This is a genomic window from Gallibacterium anatis DSM 16844 = F 149 (assembly GCF_000379785.1).
Classification (GTDB): Bacteria; Pseudomonadota; Gammaproteobacteria; order Enterobacterales; family Pasteurellaceae; genus Gallibacterium; species Gallibacterium anatis.
Genome location: NZ_KB903668.1, coordinates 80491 through 96265, shown reverse-complemented (window position 1 = coordinate 96265; position 15775 = coordinate 80491). Strand labels below are relative to the sequence as shown.

At 35.3% G+C, this 15775-nt stretch carries 13 protein-coding genes and 1 pseudogene; 9 read left to right on the top strand and 5 right to left on the bottom strand.

Going from position 1 to position 15775, the window contains the following annotated elements; genetic code table 11:
• The coding region (locus tag A3EO_RS0100920) for a transposase (RefSeq protein ID WP_026210926.1) at positions 1-195 on the top strand (195 nt) is incomplete at its 5' end.
• Positions 196-283: 88 nt separating this feature from the next.
• A pseudogene (locus tag A3EO_RS12500) lies at positions 284-1882 on the top strand (bifunctional 5-dehydro-2-deoxygluconokinase/5-dehydro-2-deoxyphosphogluconate aldolase); the annotation flags it as partial.
• Between the two features lie 60 nt (positions 1883-1942).
• Here the strand turns inward: A3EO_RS12500 and A3EO_RS0100910 are convergent.
• A complete protein-coding gene (locus A3EO_RS0100910; protein ID WP_026210925.1) occupies positions 1943-2770 on the bottom strand; it encodes a MurR/RpiR family transcriptional regulator in 828 nt (275 codons plus the stop codon).
• 219 nt (positions 2771-2989) lie between these two features.
• Here A3EO_RS0100910 and A3EO_RS0100905 point away from each other — a divergent pair, with 219 nt between their 5' ends.
• The 7 genes from A3EO_RS0100905 to prlC all read left to right on the top strand — a co-directional run bounded on the left by A3EO_RS0100905 (position 2990) and on the right by prlC (position 10874).
• Entirely contained in the window at positions 2990-3997 is a 1008-nt protein-coding gene (locus A3EO_RS0100905; protein WP_013746475.1) for a TRAP transporter substrate-binding protein, read from the top strand.
• Positions 3998-3999: 2 nt separating this feature from the next.
• Positions 4000-4482 carry a TRAP transporter small permease gene (locus A3EO_RS0100900; protein ID WP_018345596.1) on the top strand — a complete coding sequence of 161 codons (483 nt, stop codon included), beginning with the start codon at positions 4000-4002 and terminating at the stop codon, positions 4480-4482.
• Positions 4479-5753 (top strand): TRAP transporter large permease, encoded by a 1275-nt coding sequence (locus A3EO_RS0100895; RefSeq protein WP_018345595.1) that lies wholly within the window; start codon positions 4479-4481, stop codon positions 5751-5753. The genes A3EO_RS0100900 and A3EO_RS0100895 overlap by 4 nt, the downstream gene beginning before the upstream one ends.
• A 7-nt stretch (positions 5754-5760) precedes the next feature.
• Entirely contained in the window at positions 5761-6771 is a 1011-nt protein-coding gene (locus A3EO_RS0100890; RefSeq protein WP_018345594.1) for a LacI family DNA-binding transcriptional regulator, read from the top strand.
• Between the two features lie 9 nt (positions 6772-6780).
• Positions 6781-7725, top strand: a complete 945-nt coding sequence (locus tag A3EO_RS0100885; protein ID WP_018345593.1) for a sugar kinase — start codon at positions 6781-6783, stop codon at positions 7723-7725.
• Between the two features lie 12 nt (positions 7726-7737).
• Positions 7738-8715 carry a 2-hydroxyacid dehydrogenase gene (locus A3EO_RS0100880; protein ID WP_018345592.1) on the top strand — a complete coding sequence of 326 codons (978 nt, stop codon included), beginning with the start codon at positions 7738-7740 and terminating at the stop codon, positions 8713-8715.
• A gap of 119 nt (positions 8716-8834) precedes the next feature.
• A complete protein-coding gene (prlC, locus tag A3EO_RS0100875; protein ID WP_018345591.1) occupies positions 8835-10874 on the top strand; it encodes an oligopeptidase A in 2040 nt (679 codons plus the stop codon).
• Between the two features lie 60 nt (positions 10875-10934).
• Here the strand turns inward: prlC and A3EO_RS0100870 are convergent, their stop codons facing one another.
• The 4 genes from A3EO_RS0100870 to A3EO_RS0100855 all read right to left on the bottom strand — a co-directional run bounded on the left by A3EO_RS0100870 (position 10935) and on the right by A3EO_RS0100855 (position 15687).
• Positions 10935-12347 (bottom strand): alanine/glycine:cation symporter family protein, encoded by a 1413-nt coding sequence (locus A3EO_RS0100870; RefSeq protein WP_018345590.1) that lies wholly within the window; start codon positions 12345-12347, stop codon positions 10935-10937.
• A 145-nt stretch (positions 12348-12492) separates the two neighbouring features.
• Positions 12493-13902: an envelope stress sensor histidine kinase CpxA gene (cpxA, locus tag A3EO_RS0100865; RefSeq protein ID WP_026210923.1), complete on the bottom strand. Its 1410-nt coding sequence runs from the start codon at positions 13900-13902 to the stop codon at positions 12493-12495.
• A gap of 199 nt (positions 13903-14101) precedes the next feature.
• Positions 14102-14821 carry an envelope stress response regulator transcription factor CpxR gene (cpxR, locus tag A3EO_RS0100860; protein WP_018345588.1) on the bottom strand — a complete coding sequence of 240 codons (720 nt, stop codon included), beginning with the start codon at positions 14819-14821 and terminating at the stop codon, positions 14102-14104.
• Between the two features lie 263 nt (positions 14822-15084).
• The gene (locus A3EO_RS0100855; RefSeq protein WP_013746485.1) at positions 15085-15687 is read right to left on the bottom strand and encodes a peroxiredoxin C; all 603 of its coding nucleotides are present in this window, start codon (positions 15685-15687) and stop codon (positions 15085-15087) included.
• Positions 15688-15775 lie beyond the last annotated feature (88 nt).

Below are 15775 nucleotides of genomic sequence, written 5' to 3'. Positions count from 1 at the left end.
CACGGACATCGCTATGCTCGTTATAGAGGATTATCCAAAGTGCAAATGCAATGCTTCCTTGCGGCAATGGCACAAAATATCAAGAAAATTGCCCTAGTGGTATGGGCTATTTTGTCTTATTTATGGCGTCAATTTTACTTGTTTGAGGCATGGGTAAAACAATCAGCGAAAATGACCGCTGGCACCGTTATCTGAAAGGAAAAGCAAGAGAAAAGCGACAAAGTAAAAAAACAAACCCACTTTTATCAAATGATTTTGGAAAGATGGGTTTGTCAGCAGTCTGACATTTCCTCTTATTTTTTATCGTGATAACTGTGCAGATATGGCGATCACATCAGATGATTTTGATGAAAAATATATTGCTTCGGCAAAAGCATTAGCCATTACAGGTACGCATCTTTCTCATCCTAAAACACGCCAAGCGGTTTTAACCGCTTTAGAATATGCAGGACGAAATGGAACAAAACGTTTATTAGATATTGATTATCGGCCGGTGCTTTGGGGATTGACTTCTCTAGGTGATGGCGAAACCCGTTATATTGATTCTGAAGCGGTAACGAAATCTTTACAAGAAGTATTACATCATTTTGATGTATTGGTTGGAACAGAAGAGGAGTTCCACATTGCAGGGGGATCAACAGATACTTTGACAGCATTGAAGAATGTCCGTAAATATAGTCAGGCGACTTTAGTATGTAAGCGAGGAGCATCAGGATGTTCTGTCTTTGATGGGGATATTCCTAATGATCTGGATGGTGGCTTGAATGTTTATGGTGTTCGTGTTGCTGTTTTGAACGTGTTGGGTGCTGGCGATGCGTTTATGTCCGGGCTATTGCGCGGTTATGTTAATGGAGAAGGATGGGAACAGGCGTGCCGTTATGCTAACGCATGTGGGGCTTTAGTGGTATCTCGTCATGGTTGTGCTCCGGCAATGCCAACAAAAACTGAATTAGATGATTATTTATCTCGAGCTGAGAGTGTTCCTAGACCAGATCTTGATAGTAGATTGAATCATTTACATCGTGTTACCACTAGAAAGCAACAATGGGATAATGTCTGTATTTTTGCTTTCGATCATCGTTTACAACTTGAGGAAATGGCGAAGAAATGTGGGGCGGATCTTCATCGAATCCCTGAACTGAAAAAATTATTGTTGAAAGCCGCAGAGCAAACAGCAGCAGAAGAGGGAATTGCAAATGGTCAAGCAGGGATTTTGGCAGATACTACATATGGACAAGATGTATTAAATGCAATTACCGGAAAAAAATGGTGGATTGGTCGTCCGATAGAACAACCTGCCTCACGACCATTGGCGTTGGAGCACGGTGATTTGGGTAGTCAATTAATATCCTGGCCTAAAGAGCATATTGTGAAATGTTTGGTTTTTTATCATCCAAATGATAATGAAGGAATGAAACAAGCTCAGGATAAAAAATTGCTTGAGGTGTATCAGGCTTGTTGTCGTACAGGTCACGAATTATTGTTAGAGATCATTTTACCATCAACAATGGAACAAAAAGAGAGCTATTATCTTGATGTTGTTCGTCATTTGTATCAATTAGGTATAAAACCGGATTGGTGGAAATTGCCGGGGTTAAAAGCAGTCACTTGGCAGCAGCTTACAGCGGTGATTTCAGCCAATGATCCTTATTGTCGTGGCGTCTTGATCTTAGGTCTAGATGCGCCGGGAAGTGTCTTTGATGAAACTTTTAAAGAAGCCGCTAATGCAGATATCGTCAAAGGATTTGCAGTTGGAAGAACTATTTTTGCAGAAGCGTCAGCCAAATGGTTAGCAAATGAAATTAATGATGATGTGTTAATGAAGTCTGTTCGTGAAAAATATCAGCGGTTGATTCATTTATGGAAAAAGTATAAAGGGTAAAGATTAGTTATCATTATATGTGTTAAACGGCTAATTTTGTTGGGAAATTAGCCGTTTTTATTATGATTTTTGTTTAAAAGCAAGTGAAATTGCCAAACTTTGCACAAGATTCATTGTTGAACATTGTGAGCGAAATCCATTGATATGAGCCTCTTTTATAATGAACGCGATATCACTAAAACTGACTAAAGGGCTTAACTGACTGTCTGTAATCGCGATTTGTCTAATTCCAGCTTTAGCTACAGAGTCCAAAATATTAAGTGTTTCTTTGGCATAAGGTGAAAAACTGATTGCGACGACCACATCTCCCGGTTTTATAACATTTAATTGTTCTTCAAACATTCCGCCTAAACCATCAATAATAAAGGAGCGGCGATTGAGATGATGTAGGGCATAATTTAAATAACACGCCACACTATATGAACGTCTTAAGCCGATAATGAATATTGTATTAGCAGAATCCAGTAATTTTACAGCTTCATTGAGTTGTTTTGGATCAATGCTATTAGATAATTGCGTGAGCGCTGTAGCATTGGCGTGTGAAAAAACGGCGAGAATATTTTCAGGACTACTTTGCTCATTTCTTTTTTCCCCCATTTTATGGAATAACTCTGCACGTTCTTGGTAATCAGCAGTTGACTCCATTAAGCTTTCTTTGAAAATTTGTTTCATTTCATTGAAACCTTTGAAACCAAATACATTGGCAAAACGGATTAAGGTAGAAGGAGGAACATCCGCTCGTTCAGCGATGACGGCAACAGTATCAAAAACAACACTATTTGGATTATCTAAAATATATTTGGCAACTTGTTTTAATCGTTTACTTAAACTGTCGTAACGTTCTCTAATTTTATTTTCTAATTCTTCAACTTTCATTGATGTATTCATAATAAAAAAGCATCGGTAATGATGGAAATGTAAGCAATATTCTAAAGTATCTAGATAAAAATTGGAAAGGTGTTTTGAATATTTGGAATAGATTAGTTAATAAAAAGTATCAGTTTTTTTGTGATAGTGATCACCTTTCTTTACTTTGCTTATTGTTATGAAACCGGTTTCATAATAGGTTAAGTATAAATTTAATCATTATATTAATGGGAGTTCCTTATGAAAAAATCAATTTTGGCATTGTTGTTATCTTCTTTGGTGTTACTCAATGGATGTGATGATAAAGGTGGTTCAGATACAGGAAAGGTAAATGTTGTTGCTGCACATAATCAAACAAACCTTGATAGTCCATACCAGACAGGAATGTTAAAACTTAAAGACGATGCGGAAAAATCACAATTATTTAATATTGAAGTGCATGCAGGAACTATTGGTACAAATGAAAATGAGTTGGTTGAAAAACTTATCTTAGGTGGTGCAGATGTTGTTTTAGTTTCACCAGGATTTATGACCTCATTAGGAATTGATGAGGTGGATATATTTTCTCTACTCTATCTTTTTAACGATTATAAACACTGGGAAAAAGTGGTAGATGGCGATATTGGTAAAAAGATCGCAGATATTATTTATGAAAAATCAGGTAAAAAATATTATGTGAAAAGTTATTGGACTGCCGGTGTTCGTCATTGGTATGGCAAGAAACCAGTATTCAAGCCAGAAGATTTAAAAGGACTTAAAATAAGAACTCAAACATCAGGAGTGGTTTCCGATTATTGGCTTAGCATTGGTGCAATTCCTACATCTGTTGCTTGGGCAGAGTTATATCAAGCATTAAGCAGTAATGTCGTTGATGGTGCTGAAAATGCTTATCCTTATTTAGTTCCAATGGAACATCATAAAACAAATAATGGTAAATATATTTCTGAAACAGGTCACGATTATACAACAAGATTTTTGTTAGTACGTGCAGGATTGTGGGATAAATTAGATGATAAACATAAGGAAGTATTTGAAAATGCAATGAAAGCAGCGACAGATGCTGAAAGAAATGCAGTATATGTGGAAGAAAAAAATTATAAAGAAAAAGCTATCGCTGATGGAGCAAAAGTTAATAGTCTTGATACTACACCATTTGTTCTAAAAGCTGTGGAAATTCAAGATAAATGGGGTAAAGAACATAATATGGTAGATGTGATAGAGCAAATTAGAAAATTAGCTAAGGATTAATTATGCGTAAGATAATTGATTTCATAGCTAAATTGGAGCTCGTGATTAGTGCTTGTTTTCTTTCAATATTTGTAGTTACAACATTTATACAAGTTATTAGTCGCTATTTCCATATCAGCGTTATTTGGACAGAAGAGCTTTCAGTCAATGCCTTTATTTGGTCAATGTTATTGGGTGCAGCAGTAATGACTAGGAAAAAAAGACATTTCAGCTTTTCTTTCTTAAAAAATAAAATAGAGTCAGAAAAATATAAATGTGTATTATCACTTATTCAGAATGGGATAATATTATGTTTTTCAATAGTATGTCTTATTTATTCAGCTGAAATCACTTCATCATTTTGGAATTCTAAATGGGTCACTATCCCTGCCTTTAGACAGGGATATGTTTGGTTAATTTTACCAATTACTTTTTCAAGTATTATCCTATTTTTATTAGAAGATAGCTTTGAGAAAATGAGCTTGCTGATAAGGAAGAAACAATGACACTTTTAGCGATTACTATATTATTCATATTATTTATATTTATTGGAATTCCTATTGCATATTCTATTGCTATTTCTGCTTTACTTGGCATTGTTTTTATTGGCAATGTTCCGTATACAGTTATTCCAATGAAAATGTTTTATGGTTTAAATTCTTATGTTTTATTAGCTGTTCCTTTATTTATCTTAACCGCTTCTATTATGAATAGAGGAAATATTTCAAAGAAATTAATCAATTTTTCATTAGGTATCGTGGGACGATATCCAGGAGGATTGGGACACGCAAATGTTTTAGTTTCTATGCTATTTGCCGGAGTAAGTGGTTCATCTCAAGCGGATACAGCGGGAATAGGAAAAATATTGATCCCTAATATGATAGATAAAGGCTATAGTAAAGAGATGGCTGTGGGCGTTACTGCGTCATCTTCGACCATAGGCAGTATTATTCCTCCGAGTATTACTATGGTTATTTATGCCGGATTAACTAATACCTCTGTTGGTAAGTTATTTATTGGTGGATTATTACCAGGAATATTAATTGGTCTTGGAATGATGGCTTTTGTTTATTATGTTGCAATAAAAGAACACTTGCCGAAAGAAAAACCAATAACATTATCTCTATTTTGGCAACTTTTTAAGCAATCATTGCCAGCATTATTAACGCCATTAATTATTATCTTAGGCATTGTATTCGGTATATTTACTGCAACTGAAGCAGCGGCATTTTCAGCGATTTATGCCTATTTAGTGAGTGCGTATTATTATAAAACAATTAGTTATAGAGATATTCCTAAAATATTAATAGAAACTTTAGAGCTAAGTTGTTTATCTTTATTTGCACTGGCAGCAGCCTCTGCATTGGGAGAGTTCTTAGGATATATGAGAATCAACCATATTGTTGCTGGATTTTTTAGCAATTTATATAGTGGAGAATATGTGTTTTTCTTATTAATTATTTTATTCTTCCTATTCATTGGAACATTTATGGATGCTATTCCGGCAATGGTATTATTTGTTCCTGTCATTTATCCTGTGGCTCAATCTATCGGTGTTGATCCTGTTCAGTTAGGTATTGTAATTATTATTACATTATCTATAGGATTGATTACACCGCCTTATGGATTGTGTTTGCTAATTTCTAGTGTAATTGGTGGATTATCTATAGATAGATCATTTAAAGCTGTTTTACCGTATATAGCAATTATTTTAGTTGTATTGGCTGTTGTTATATTTATTCCGAGTATTCTATTAAGTGATATTATAATTAGTTAATTATGTTATGAGATATGAAAAAAAAGCGACGATAAATGATGTAGCAAAATTAGCAAGAGTAAGTAAAGCTACAGTATCTAGATTTTTAAATAAAAAGTTTAATTTAATTGCTCCGGATACTGTAGTTAGGATAGAACAAGCAATTGAAAAATTAAATTATTTTCCTAGCCAAATTGCACAAGGTGTAAAAAGGGGAAATACTAAACTGATTGCACTGATTGTATCTGATATAAATAATCCTTATTCAATTGAATTATTTCAAGGTGCAGAAAAATATGCTTTTGAAAATGACTATGCGTTGTTATTGTTTAATACAAATGATAGTTTTGAAAGAGAGACAAAAATTTTAAAATCGTTATCTAGTTATCAAGTTGAGGGAGTAATTATTCAAAGTCTACAGATAGAAAATTACATTCTTTCTTCTTATAGTATTCCGGTTGTTTCTGTAGATAGAGAAATATCTAATTATAAATGTGATCTTGTTGGGTTGGATAATAAAAAATCTACTAAAATAATGATTGATTATCTACTAAATAAGAAATTTAATGCGCTATTATTTGTGACTGAGAATGTGCATTTAAGCCAAGCGAGATCAATTAGAACACAAACATTTAAAGAATCTATTCCAAGTGATATTAATGTGGTAAGTCAAGTTCTGGAAGTAGATAATTCAGAAGATTCTTCTTTTTTAAAAGATGAGATTTTAAGTTTTTTTCTTAAAAATAAGGATAAAAAGATAGTTATTATTTCTGTAAATGGAAAAGTCGCATTTAATTTATTATCTATACTTAATAAGTTAGAGATAAAAGTGGGTAGAGATATTGGATTTATTACATTTGATAACCCTAATTGGAGTAATATTATCCCAGGCGGAATATCTGTATTAGAACAGCCTACTTATGATATTGGTTATATGGCTTGTAAATTATTAATAAATAGGATTAATAAGTCTATTGTAGAAAGAAATATTATCACTTATTCAGGAAAATTAATTGAAAGAGATTCCACAAAATTATAGAGGTTAAATATGAAAGACAGCTTTGATGTAGTGACTTTTGGTGAAGCAATGATAATGTTTATCGCAGAAGAAGAAAAAACATTGGATAAAGTGGGTTATTTCAGTAAAGGAATTGCTGGAGCAGAACTGAATGTTGCCACAGGCATAGCTAGATTAGGATTTAATGTAAGTTGGATGAGTAGAATAGGAGATGATTCTTTTGGTAGATCAATATTAAATTATTTAAATAAAGAAAGTATTAATAGTGATTTTGTTAAGGTGGATAATAATCATAGAACCGGATTTCAATTAAAATCTAAATTGAAAAATATAAATGGTGATCCAGAGGTTGAATATTTTAGAAAAGGATCTGCTGCAAGTTATTTATCTGTTTCAGATTTAGATAAAGTAGTTAATACTAAATTTTTGCATATTACAGGGATTGCCCCAGCTTTATCGGATAGTTGTTTTGAAGTAGCGGAATATTTGATAGAGAGGGTTCGTAGTGAATCTGGAGTCATTTCATTTGATCCTAATCTTCGTCCTGTCCTTTGGAAAAACGAAAATCTTATGAGAGAAAAGATTAATTATTTAGCGTCTAAAGCAGATATTGTTTTACCGGGAATTAATGAGGGAAAGATATTAACAGGATATGATTCTAGTAAAGATATTGCTGATTTTTATCTAAAAAATGGAGCCAAAAAAGTTATTATAAAGTTAGGTTCAAAAGGAGCTTATTTTAGAGATTTAATTGGGAATGAAGGCGTTGTACCAGGACTTAAAGTTGAGAATATTGTCGATACTGTAGGTGCTGGAGATGCTTTTGCTGTAGGTGTGATTAGTGCGTTATTAGAAAATAAAACATTAGAGCAAGCTGCTAAAAGAGGAAATTTTTTTGGGGCTTTGGCTATTCAATTTCCTGGTGATAATGATGGATTACCAAATAGAGAGCAGTTATCACAATATGATATATAGGATCTAAACATTATGAAAAAGAAAAAAGTTATTTTATATAAAAAAATTCCTACTGATCTGCTAAATTTTTTAGAGGATAATTTTGATGTAGTATTTTTTAATAAAATTAATGAAGAGAATTATTCTGAATTTATTAATCAATTACCTTCTGCAGAGGGATTAATTGGTTCTAGTTTTGATCTAAAAGGGGATATTTTAGATATTGCTAATAATTTAAAAGTTATTTCTACCATTTCAGCAGGTTATGATAATTTTGATGTTAAGCAATTAACAGCAAAAGGTATAAGGTTAATGCATACACCCGATGTTTTAACGGATACTACAGCAGATTTAGTTTTTACATTATTATTATCAACAGCCAGACGAGTAGTGGAAACATCAAATTTTATATATCAAGGAAAATGGAAAAAGAGTATTGATGAATCTCTATTTGGAACAGATGTGCATCATAAAAAAATAGGTATTGTTGGAATGGGAAAAATTGGTGCAGCTGTGGCAAAAAGGGCTTATTTAGGGTTTGATATGGAAGTTCTATATACAAATCGAAGCAGAAAACCTGAAGTAGATAATCATTATAGGGCTAAATGGTGTAGTCTAGATGAATTATTGCAGTTATCTGATTTTGTTTGTATTACTTTGCCATTAACAAAAGAAACAGAACGGTTGATTAATAAAGAAAAATTATTATTGATGAAGCCTTCTTCAATTTTGATTAATGGGGGTCGAGGTAAGATAATTGATCAAAATGCGTTAATAGAAGTATTAAAAGAGAAACGTATTTTAGCGGCAGGTTTAGATGTGTTTGAACAAGAACCTTTACCCTTAGATTCGGAATTATTGAAATTAGATAATGTGGTAATCACTCCGCATATAGGATCGGCGACTTATGAAACAAGATATAATATGGCAAAGGAAGCAGTTTATAATTTAATTGAGGCATTTAAAGTAGCAAAACCAAAGAAGAATTTAGTGAATAGCGATGTAAATTAATAAGTGAAACCTCCTAGATAGTTAGATTTAGGAGGTTTTGTTTTTTCCAACTCCCCTTGAAATCCCTCAAACTTTCCCCAATTACAACAATTACGTTTGTATGAAAAAGGATAATAACAATGTCAAATCCATTACTTGATTTTCAAGGGTTACCTCAATTTTCTAAGATAGAAGTGCAACATATTCAGCCAGCGATTACGAAGTTAATTCAAGAGTGTCGGGATACGGTTGAGAAAGTGTTAAAACAGGGCAAATTTACTTGGCACGATTTTTATCTTCCACTATCAGAAGTGAATGATCGTTTAAGTAAAGCTTGGTCGCCGGTAGCGCATTTAAATGCGGTTAAGAATAGTACAGAGTTAAGAGAAGCGTATCAAGCGTGTTTACCGTTGCTTTCTGAATACAGCACTTGGATTGGGCAACATCAAGGTTTGTATCAAGCTTATTTACAGTTAAAAAATAGCGCCGAATTTGAAACCTTAGCGAAAGATCAGAAGAAGGCAATTGAAAATAGTCTGCGTGATTTTGAATTATCCGGGATTTCATTGCCGGCTGAACAGCAGCAACGTTATGCAGAAATTGTTGCGCGTTTATCGGAATTAAGTTCGCAATTTAGCAATAATGTACTGGATGCCACAATGGGGTGGGATAAAGTTATTACTGATGAAGAAGCATTGTCCGGTTTGCCTGAGAGTGCGTTGCTGGCTGCAAAAGCATCGGCAGAGAGCAAAGGGGTGGAAGGCTATCGTTTTACGCTAGAATTTCCAAGTTATTTGCCGGTGATGACTTATTGTGAGAATCGAGCATTGCGTGAAGAGATGTATCGAGCATTTACCACAAGAGCATCCGATCAAGGGCCAAATGCAGGCAAATGGGATAATTCTGCGATTATGCAGGAGATTTTGACGTTGCGATATGAATTGGCAAAATTGTTAGGTTTTGAAACCTATGCTGATTTATCTTTAGCGACTAAAATGGCGGAAAGCCCGAAACAGGTGCTGGATTTCTTAACCGATCTTGCGCAACGTTCTAAAGCACAAGGCGATAAAGAATTTGCTGAATTGCAGCAATTTTGTAAAAACCATTTTGGTATTGAGCATTTAGAGCCTTGGGATATTACGTTCTACAGTGAAAAACAAAAACAGGCGCTTTTTGCTATTAATGATGAAGAACTTAGACCATATTTCCCCGAAAATCGCGTATTATCCGGTTTATTTGAGGTGGTTTCACGGATTTTTAAGATTAAGGCAGTAGAGCGTTTTGATGTAGATACTTATCATCCGGATGTTCGTTTTTTTGATTTGATTGATGAAACTGGAGAAATCAGAGGAAGTTTTTATCTGGATCTTTACGCGCGAGAACATAAGCGTGGCGGTGCTTGGATGGATGATTGCATCAGTCGCAAACGGAAATTGGATGGCTCATTGCAAAAACCGGTGGCCTATTTAGTGTGCAATTTTAATCGTCCGGTGGGTGGTAAACCAGCATTGTTTACTCATGATGAAGTAACAACGCTATTCCACGAATTTGGTCACGGCATTCATCATATGTTGACGAAAATTGAAACCGGTGATGTTTCCGGCATTAACGGCGTGCCTTGGGATGCGGTCGAATTGCCAAGCCAATTTATGGAAAATTGGTGTTGGGAAGAAGAGGCGTTGAATTTTATTTCCGGCCATTATCAAACGCACGCACCATTACCGAAAGAGAAATTATCACAATTGATTAAGGCGAAAAATTTCCACGCAGCGATGTTTGTATTGCGCCAGTTGGAATTTGGTCTATTTGATTTCCGTCTGCACTATGAATTTGATCCGAATAAAAAGGATCAATTACAACAGATTGCAAAAGAGGTGAAAAAGGATGTGGCAGTCTTCCAAACACCTGATTGGGTGCGCACACCGCACAGCTTTAGCCATATTTTTGCAGGCGGTTATTCAGCCGGTTATTACAGCTATTTGTGGGCAGAGGTGTTATCGGCAGATGCATTTTCCCGTTTTGAAGAAGAGGGCATCTTCAATGCAGAAACAGGAAAATCATTCTTAGATAATATTTTAACGCAAGGCGGATCAGAAGAGCCGATGGCACTGTTTAAACGTTTTAGAGGGCGCGAACCTAAGTTGGATGCGTTGTTAAGGCATAAGGGAATAAATAGTTAATTGTAAACTGAGTATAAAATGGCAGGTCAATAATGAAGTGAACCTGCCATTTTTTATTGGTTAACGCCAAATATTCGCCTTAACTCGAGAGGCTAAATGAGGATATTTTTCAACCTTGAATATAGGAGATTTTGTCGTTTTTAACTGTTGTTGGTAATCTTTTAAAAGCAACCAGACTATTGGAGAAAGCAATAAAATGGCAATTAAGTTGATCATTGCCATTAACCCCATAAAAGTATCAGCCATATCCCACACTAATTGCATTTTTTGTACAGCACCAAAATAAACCATCACGAGGACCAACATTCTAAATAGCATAATCATTGTCGGGTTGTTTTTAATAAATTTAATGTTTCCTTCGGCATAGGCGTAATTCCCGATAATGGTTGAGAAGGCAAACATAAATAAAATTAAAGCAAGGAAATCTTTCCCCCAAGCACCGACCTGATGCTCAATAGCAAGTTGAGTTAATTGCGCGCCGGTAATGCCGGAGGAGATAGATTCGCCGGAAAGTAACACAATGACGGCAGTTGCGGTACAGATAACGATAGTATCAACAAAAACCCCCAACATTTGGATCAGGCCTTGGCTGACGGGATGATCGACATCTGCAGTTGCCGCCGCATTAGGTGCAGACCCCATACCGGCTTCGTTGGAGTAGAGTCCGCGTTTGATACCATACATCATCGCTTGAGAAAATATTGCACCGAAAAAACCGCTGGCGGCAGCATCAAAATTGAATGCGGAAGAAATAATGAGATGAATAGTGGTTGGCAATAACGAAACGTTTTTGCACAAAATAAAAACAGCCATTGCAATGTAGAGTAATGCCATCAATGGCACTAAAACTTCTGCGATTTTAGAAATTCTACGGATGCCACCAAAGATCATTGGTGCAGTGAGAATGACTAATGCAACGCCGGTGGCTTCCGGTGTCCATCCCCAAGCTCCGTTGCCAGCTTCCGCAATCGTGTTTGATTGTACGGCGTTAAATACAAAACCATAAGTCACGATCAAACAGATCGCAAAGAGCCAGCCGAACCAACGCTGTTTTAAGCCGGCGGTAATATAGTAGGCCGGACCGCCACGAAAATGACCGGCGAGATCTTTGACCTTGAATAATTGCGCTAAAGAGGACTCGGCAAATGCACTGCTCATTCCAAGCAGCGCCGTTACCCACATCCAAAATACCGCACCGGGACCGCCATAGGTGATGGCTAATGATACGCCGGCAATGTTACCTACCCCGACTCGACTTGCCAAACCGGTAACAAAGGCTTGAAACGGGCTGATGGCGTGTTTTCTATCGACATTGCGAGCGCCAAGCATTTCGCGGATACTTTGCGGCAGTAGGCGAATTTGGACAAAAAACATTGATAATGTGAAATAAAGCCCTGCACCTAACAACATAATTGTGACGATATTCCACAGAGGATCATTAATGTCTTTAATTAGTTGGTGGAAAATTTCCATTATTGTTCTCCGTGTTGTAATGTTTTATCTCTTCTTATATTTCGCACGCACAATAACATAAGCCGGTTATAAAAAGAATAAAAATTTAATTTATTTAGAGTTTTATCGTTTTTTTAGCATTTAATGGATAAAAATACCTTGATTTTTAATCAAACCATAAAGGTAAGCGGATTTCGATAGATAAACCGCCAAGTTCACTTTTTTGTGCGGAGATATAGCCTTGGTGCTGCTGTACAGTATTAAATACAATGGCTAATCCCAAGCCGATGCCGCCGGTTTCACGTGTACGCGCAGTGTCAATACGATAAAACGGTTGGAAAATATTTTGATATTCGCTTTCATCGATACCATTACCATCATCTTCTACCATCATAATCAGTTCATTTTGGTTGATAGAGAATGAAACTCTAATGGTATTGTTACCATATTTTGCGGCATTACGGATAATGTTTTCTAATGCACCTGCCAGTGCGTTTGGATTGCCGTTAATACGATAACGATGAGGATGTTTTATTTGATTATTAATAATGAGCTGTTGTTTTGATTGTTCCGTTTCAAAACGGGCATTTTCGAGCACATCTTCCCAAATTTCCTCAATAGGAAATATTTCGTGTTCAAGATGGGTGTTAATCTGTTGATGGGAAATATTTAAAATATCACTAATCATCTGTTCTAACCGTTCTGCTTCGGTTTCAATTCTGGTTAATTCCGGTGTTTCGCCATTTTTGCGACGCAGAATTGCGGCTGATAATTTTAAGCGTGCTAACGGTGTTCTTAATTCGTGAGAAATATCGGACAACATTCTTTTTTGCGAGTTTAAGAGATTATCTATTGCTGTTACCATTTGGTTGAAACTTTTTCCCACAGCCTGAATCTCTTTAGGACCATTTTTTTCAAGATCGGTATTAATGGAAAAATTACCGACAGCAACATTATTTACTGCTCTACGTAATTCAATAATAGGTTTAGTAATTCGATAAGAGAGGATTAATAATAACGGTGCGGTTAAAATAACAATAATAATCAGCATTAAAGCCGGCTTGTCAAAAAATGCTTGGATAATAGGAGAAAGTGGTTTGATCGGCTTGATAAAATAAATACGGTAAGTATCTAATTTATCCAAGTCATTGGCATTATTGTTTAATTTAATTTGGAACGGACCTATGATTTGAGAATCATCAAATTGCTTTTTTTGTGGAATTAAGGGGCTGTTTGAGTGGTAGATAAAATCTCTTAAATTCACCAAGTCTTCATAATTTTTACTAAAAATAACATCGTCACTGTTAATAAAAGCAAAATTCAAATTATATTTTTTTTCTAAGAAGTTATCCGTATTTTTTATGTTTAATACATCTGTAGAACTCATCTTTTCCATTATAGAAAAAACGATACTATTGTAATCATTTAATTCTCTTGATTCGATTAAGGAGTAATTTCGGGAATCAAAAGAAGGTAAAATAACAGCGATGGTAAATGCAATGCAGAAAATTAATATAAAAAAGAGATATATTTGACCAGTCAGGGAAGTAAAAGGTCGTAATATTGCATTTTTCATCAAAATTTCCTTAACGCTTAAAAGCTATTGTTTGTGGCAGTCGAATATATTATTTTAAAACTGTAATCTCTATCTACATCAGCTCAATTCTCTAGGTGTTGTTTGCGAATCGAAACAGCGTGAGAAATTGATAAAATAAATTATCGTCTTACAAGATAAAGCCCTCATTGTTGAGGGCTTTTACCAAAATCAAAGATGATTATTGTTCAGTAACAAGAAGATAACCTCTTCCTCTTAAGGTTTTGAACCAAGGTAAATTATCTTTTCTTGGTGGTAACTTCTTACGCAAATTGGACATATGCATATCAATTGCACGATCAAATGGTGTTAAGCGTTTACCTAAAATTTCAATTGAAAGCAGTTCACGTGAAAGAATATGCCCAGGATTACGAATAAGCATCGATAATAAGGCGAATTCCGTACCGGTTAATTCCAAATCTTTGCCTTGATACATCACTTGCTGACGTCCCGGATACAACACAATATCATCAAAATATAATGTTTTTTGATCATCACCGTTATTCAATTCGATATGGCTGACATTAGGTGGTGTCGGCACTTTCGTTACTCGGCGAAGAATCGCTTTGATACGCGCAACAAGTTCACGATCGTTAAACGGTTTTGAGAGGTAATCATCCGCACCAAGCTCTAAACCTAAAATTCTATCAACATCATCACCACGTGCAGTTAACATTAACACCGGTGTAATGTATTTTTGACGAATCTGCTTTAAGGTTTCGATACCACCAAGTTTAGGCATCATAATATCCAATAGAATAAGATCATAACTGAGATCTAAAGTATGTAATGCGTCTTCTCCGTTGTGTACTACTTCAACTTCAAAGCTCTCCATTGCTAAAACTTCAGCAAGTAAACTTGTAAATTCGACATCGTCATCGACCAGAAGTATTTTAGGCATAAAATCGTCCCCTAAACTAAGAAATTGGATTATTGTATAGCAATATTGGATGTAATAATAGTTTATTAAAGATATAAATAAAGAAAAGTTTATTGATGTAGTGTAATTTTGATGAATTTATAGGTTAATTGCGATTAGTTTGATATTAACTATATACTTAATGATAATTTCTTTAAGTTACTTTTAGTTGTTGGCTGAATTAAGTAAATACGGAAACTAAAAACCCTGCCGAAGCAGGGTTTATCTAACTTAGAATGACAGAATTAAAGTTGATCTGCATTTTTCTTCAAGTATGCTGCAACGCCTTCTGGGTTGTCTTTCATACCTTCTTTACCTTTTGACCATTGAGCTGGGCAAACTTCACCGTGTTCTTCGTGGAATGCAAGCGCATCAACCATACGAAGCATTTCATCGATGTTACGTCCTAATGGAAGATCGTTAACAACTTGGTGACGAACAACACCGTTTTTGTCGATTAAGAATGATGCACGTAATGCAACGCCAGCTTCAGGGTGTTCAATACCGTATGCTTGAGCGATAGCGTGTTTAACGTCAGCTACCATTGCGAATTGAACTTCGCCGATACCGCCTTGATCTACAGGAGTTTTACGCCATGCATTGTGAGTGAATTGAGAGTCGATAGAAACACCGATAACTTCAACGCCACGTTTTTTGAATTCTTGATAACGGTGGTCGAATGCAATAATTTCTGATGGACAAACGAAAGTAAAGTCTAATGGCCAGAAGAAAATTACTGCTGCTTTGCCTTCAACGTGTTTTTTAAAGTTAAAATTGTCAACGATTTCACCGTTACCTAAAACTGCTGAAGCTGTGAAATCAGGTGCTTGACGAGCTACTAATACCATAACTATCTCCTTGTGAGTATCTAATTAATCATAAAACTAAAACAATGTTTTTTAAAACCATCATTGTTTTGACGCGGTAAAAGATACC

What these genes read in the sequence shown, in the direction of transcription:
- A3EO_RS0100910 (WP_026210925.1), bottom strand. Translation starts at nt 2,770, where the DNA reads ATGAATACATCAATGAAAGTTGAAGAATTAGAAAATAAAATTAGAGAA.
- A3EO_RS0100905 (WP_013746475.1), top strand. Translation starts at nt 2,990, where the DNA reads ATGAAAAAATCAATTTTGGCATTGTTGTTATCTTCTTTGGTGTTACTC.
- A3EO_RS0100900 (WP_018345596.1), top strand. Translation starts at nt 4,000, where the DNA reads ATGCGTAAGATAATTGATTTCATAGCTAAATTGGAGCTCGTGATTAGT.
- A3EO_RS0100895 (WP_018345595.1), top strand. Translation starts at nt 4,479, where the DNA reads ATGACACTTTTAGCGATTACTATATTATTCATATTATTTATATTTATT.
- A3EO_RS0100890 (WP_018345594.1), top strand. Translation starts at nt 5,761, where the DNA reads ATGAGATATGAAAAAAAAGCGACGATAAATGATGTAGCAAAATTAGCA.
- A3EO_RS0100885 (WP_018345593.1), top strand. Translation starts at nt 6,781, where the DNA reads ATGAAAGACAGCTTTGATGTAGTGACTTTTGGTGAAGCAATGATAATG.
- A3EO_RS0100880 (WP_018345592.1), top strand. Translation starts at nt 7,738, where the DNA reads ATGAAAAAGAAAAAAGTTATTTTATATAAAAAAATTCCTACTGATCTG.
- prlC (WP_018345591.1), top strand. Translation starts at nt 8,835, where the DNA reads ATGTCAAATCCATTACTTGATTTTCAAGGGTTACCTCAATTTTCTAAG.
- A3EO_RS0100870 (WP_018345590.1), bottom strand. Translation starts at nt 12,347, where the DNA reads ATGGAAATTTTCCACCAACTAATTAAAGACATTAATGATCCTCTGTGG.
- cpxA (WP_026210923.1), bottom strand. Translation starts at nt 13,902, where the DNA reads ATGAAAAATGCAATATTACGACCTTTTACTTCCCTGACTGGTCAAATA.
- cpxR (WP_018345588.1), bottom strand. Translation starts at nt 14,821, where the DNA reads ATGCCTAAAATACTTCTGGTCGATGACGATGTCGAATTTACAAGTTTA.
- A3EO_RS0100855 (WP_013746485.1), bottom strand. Translation starts at nt 15,687, where the DNA reads ATGGTATTAGTAGCTCGTCAAGCACCTGATTTCACAGCTTCAGCAGTT.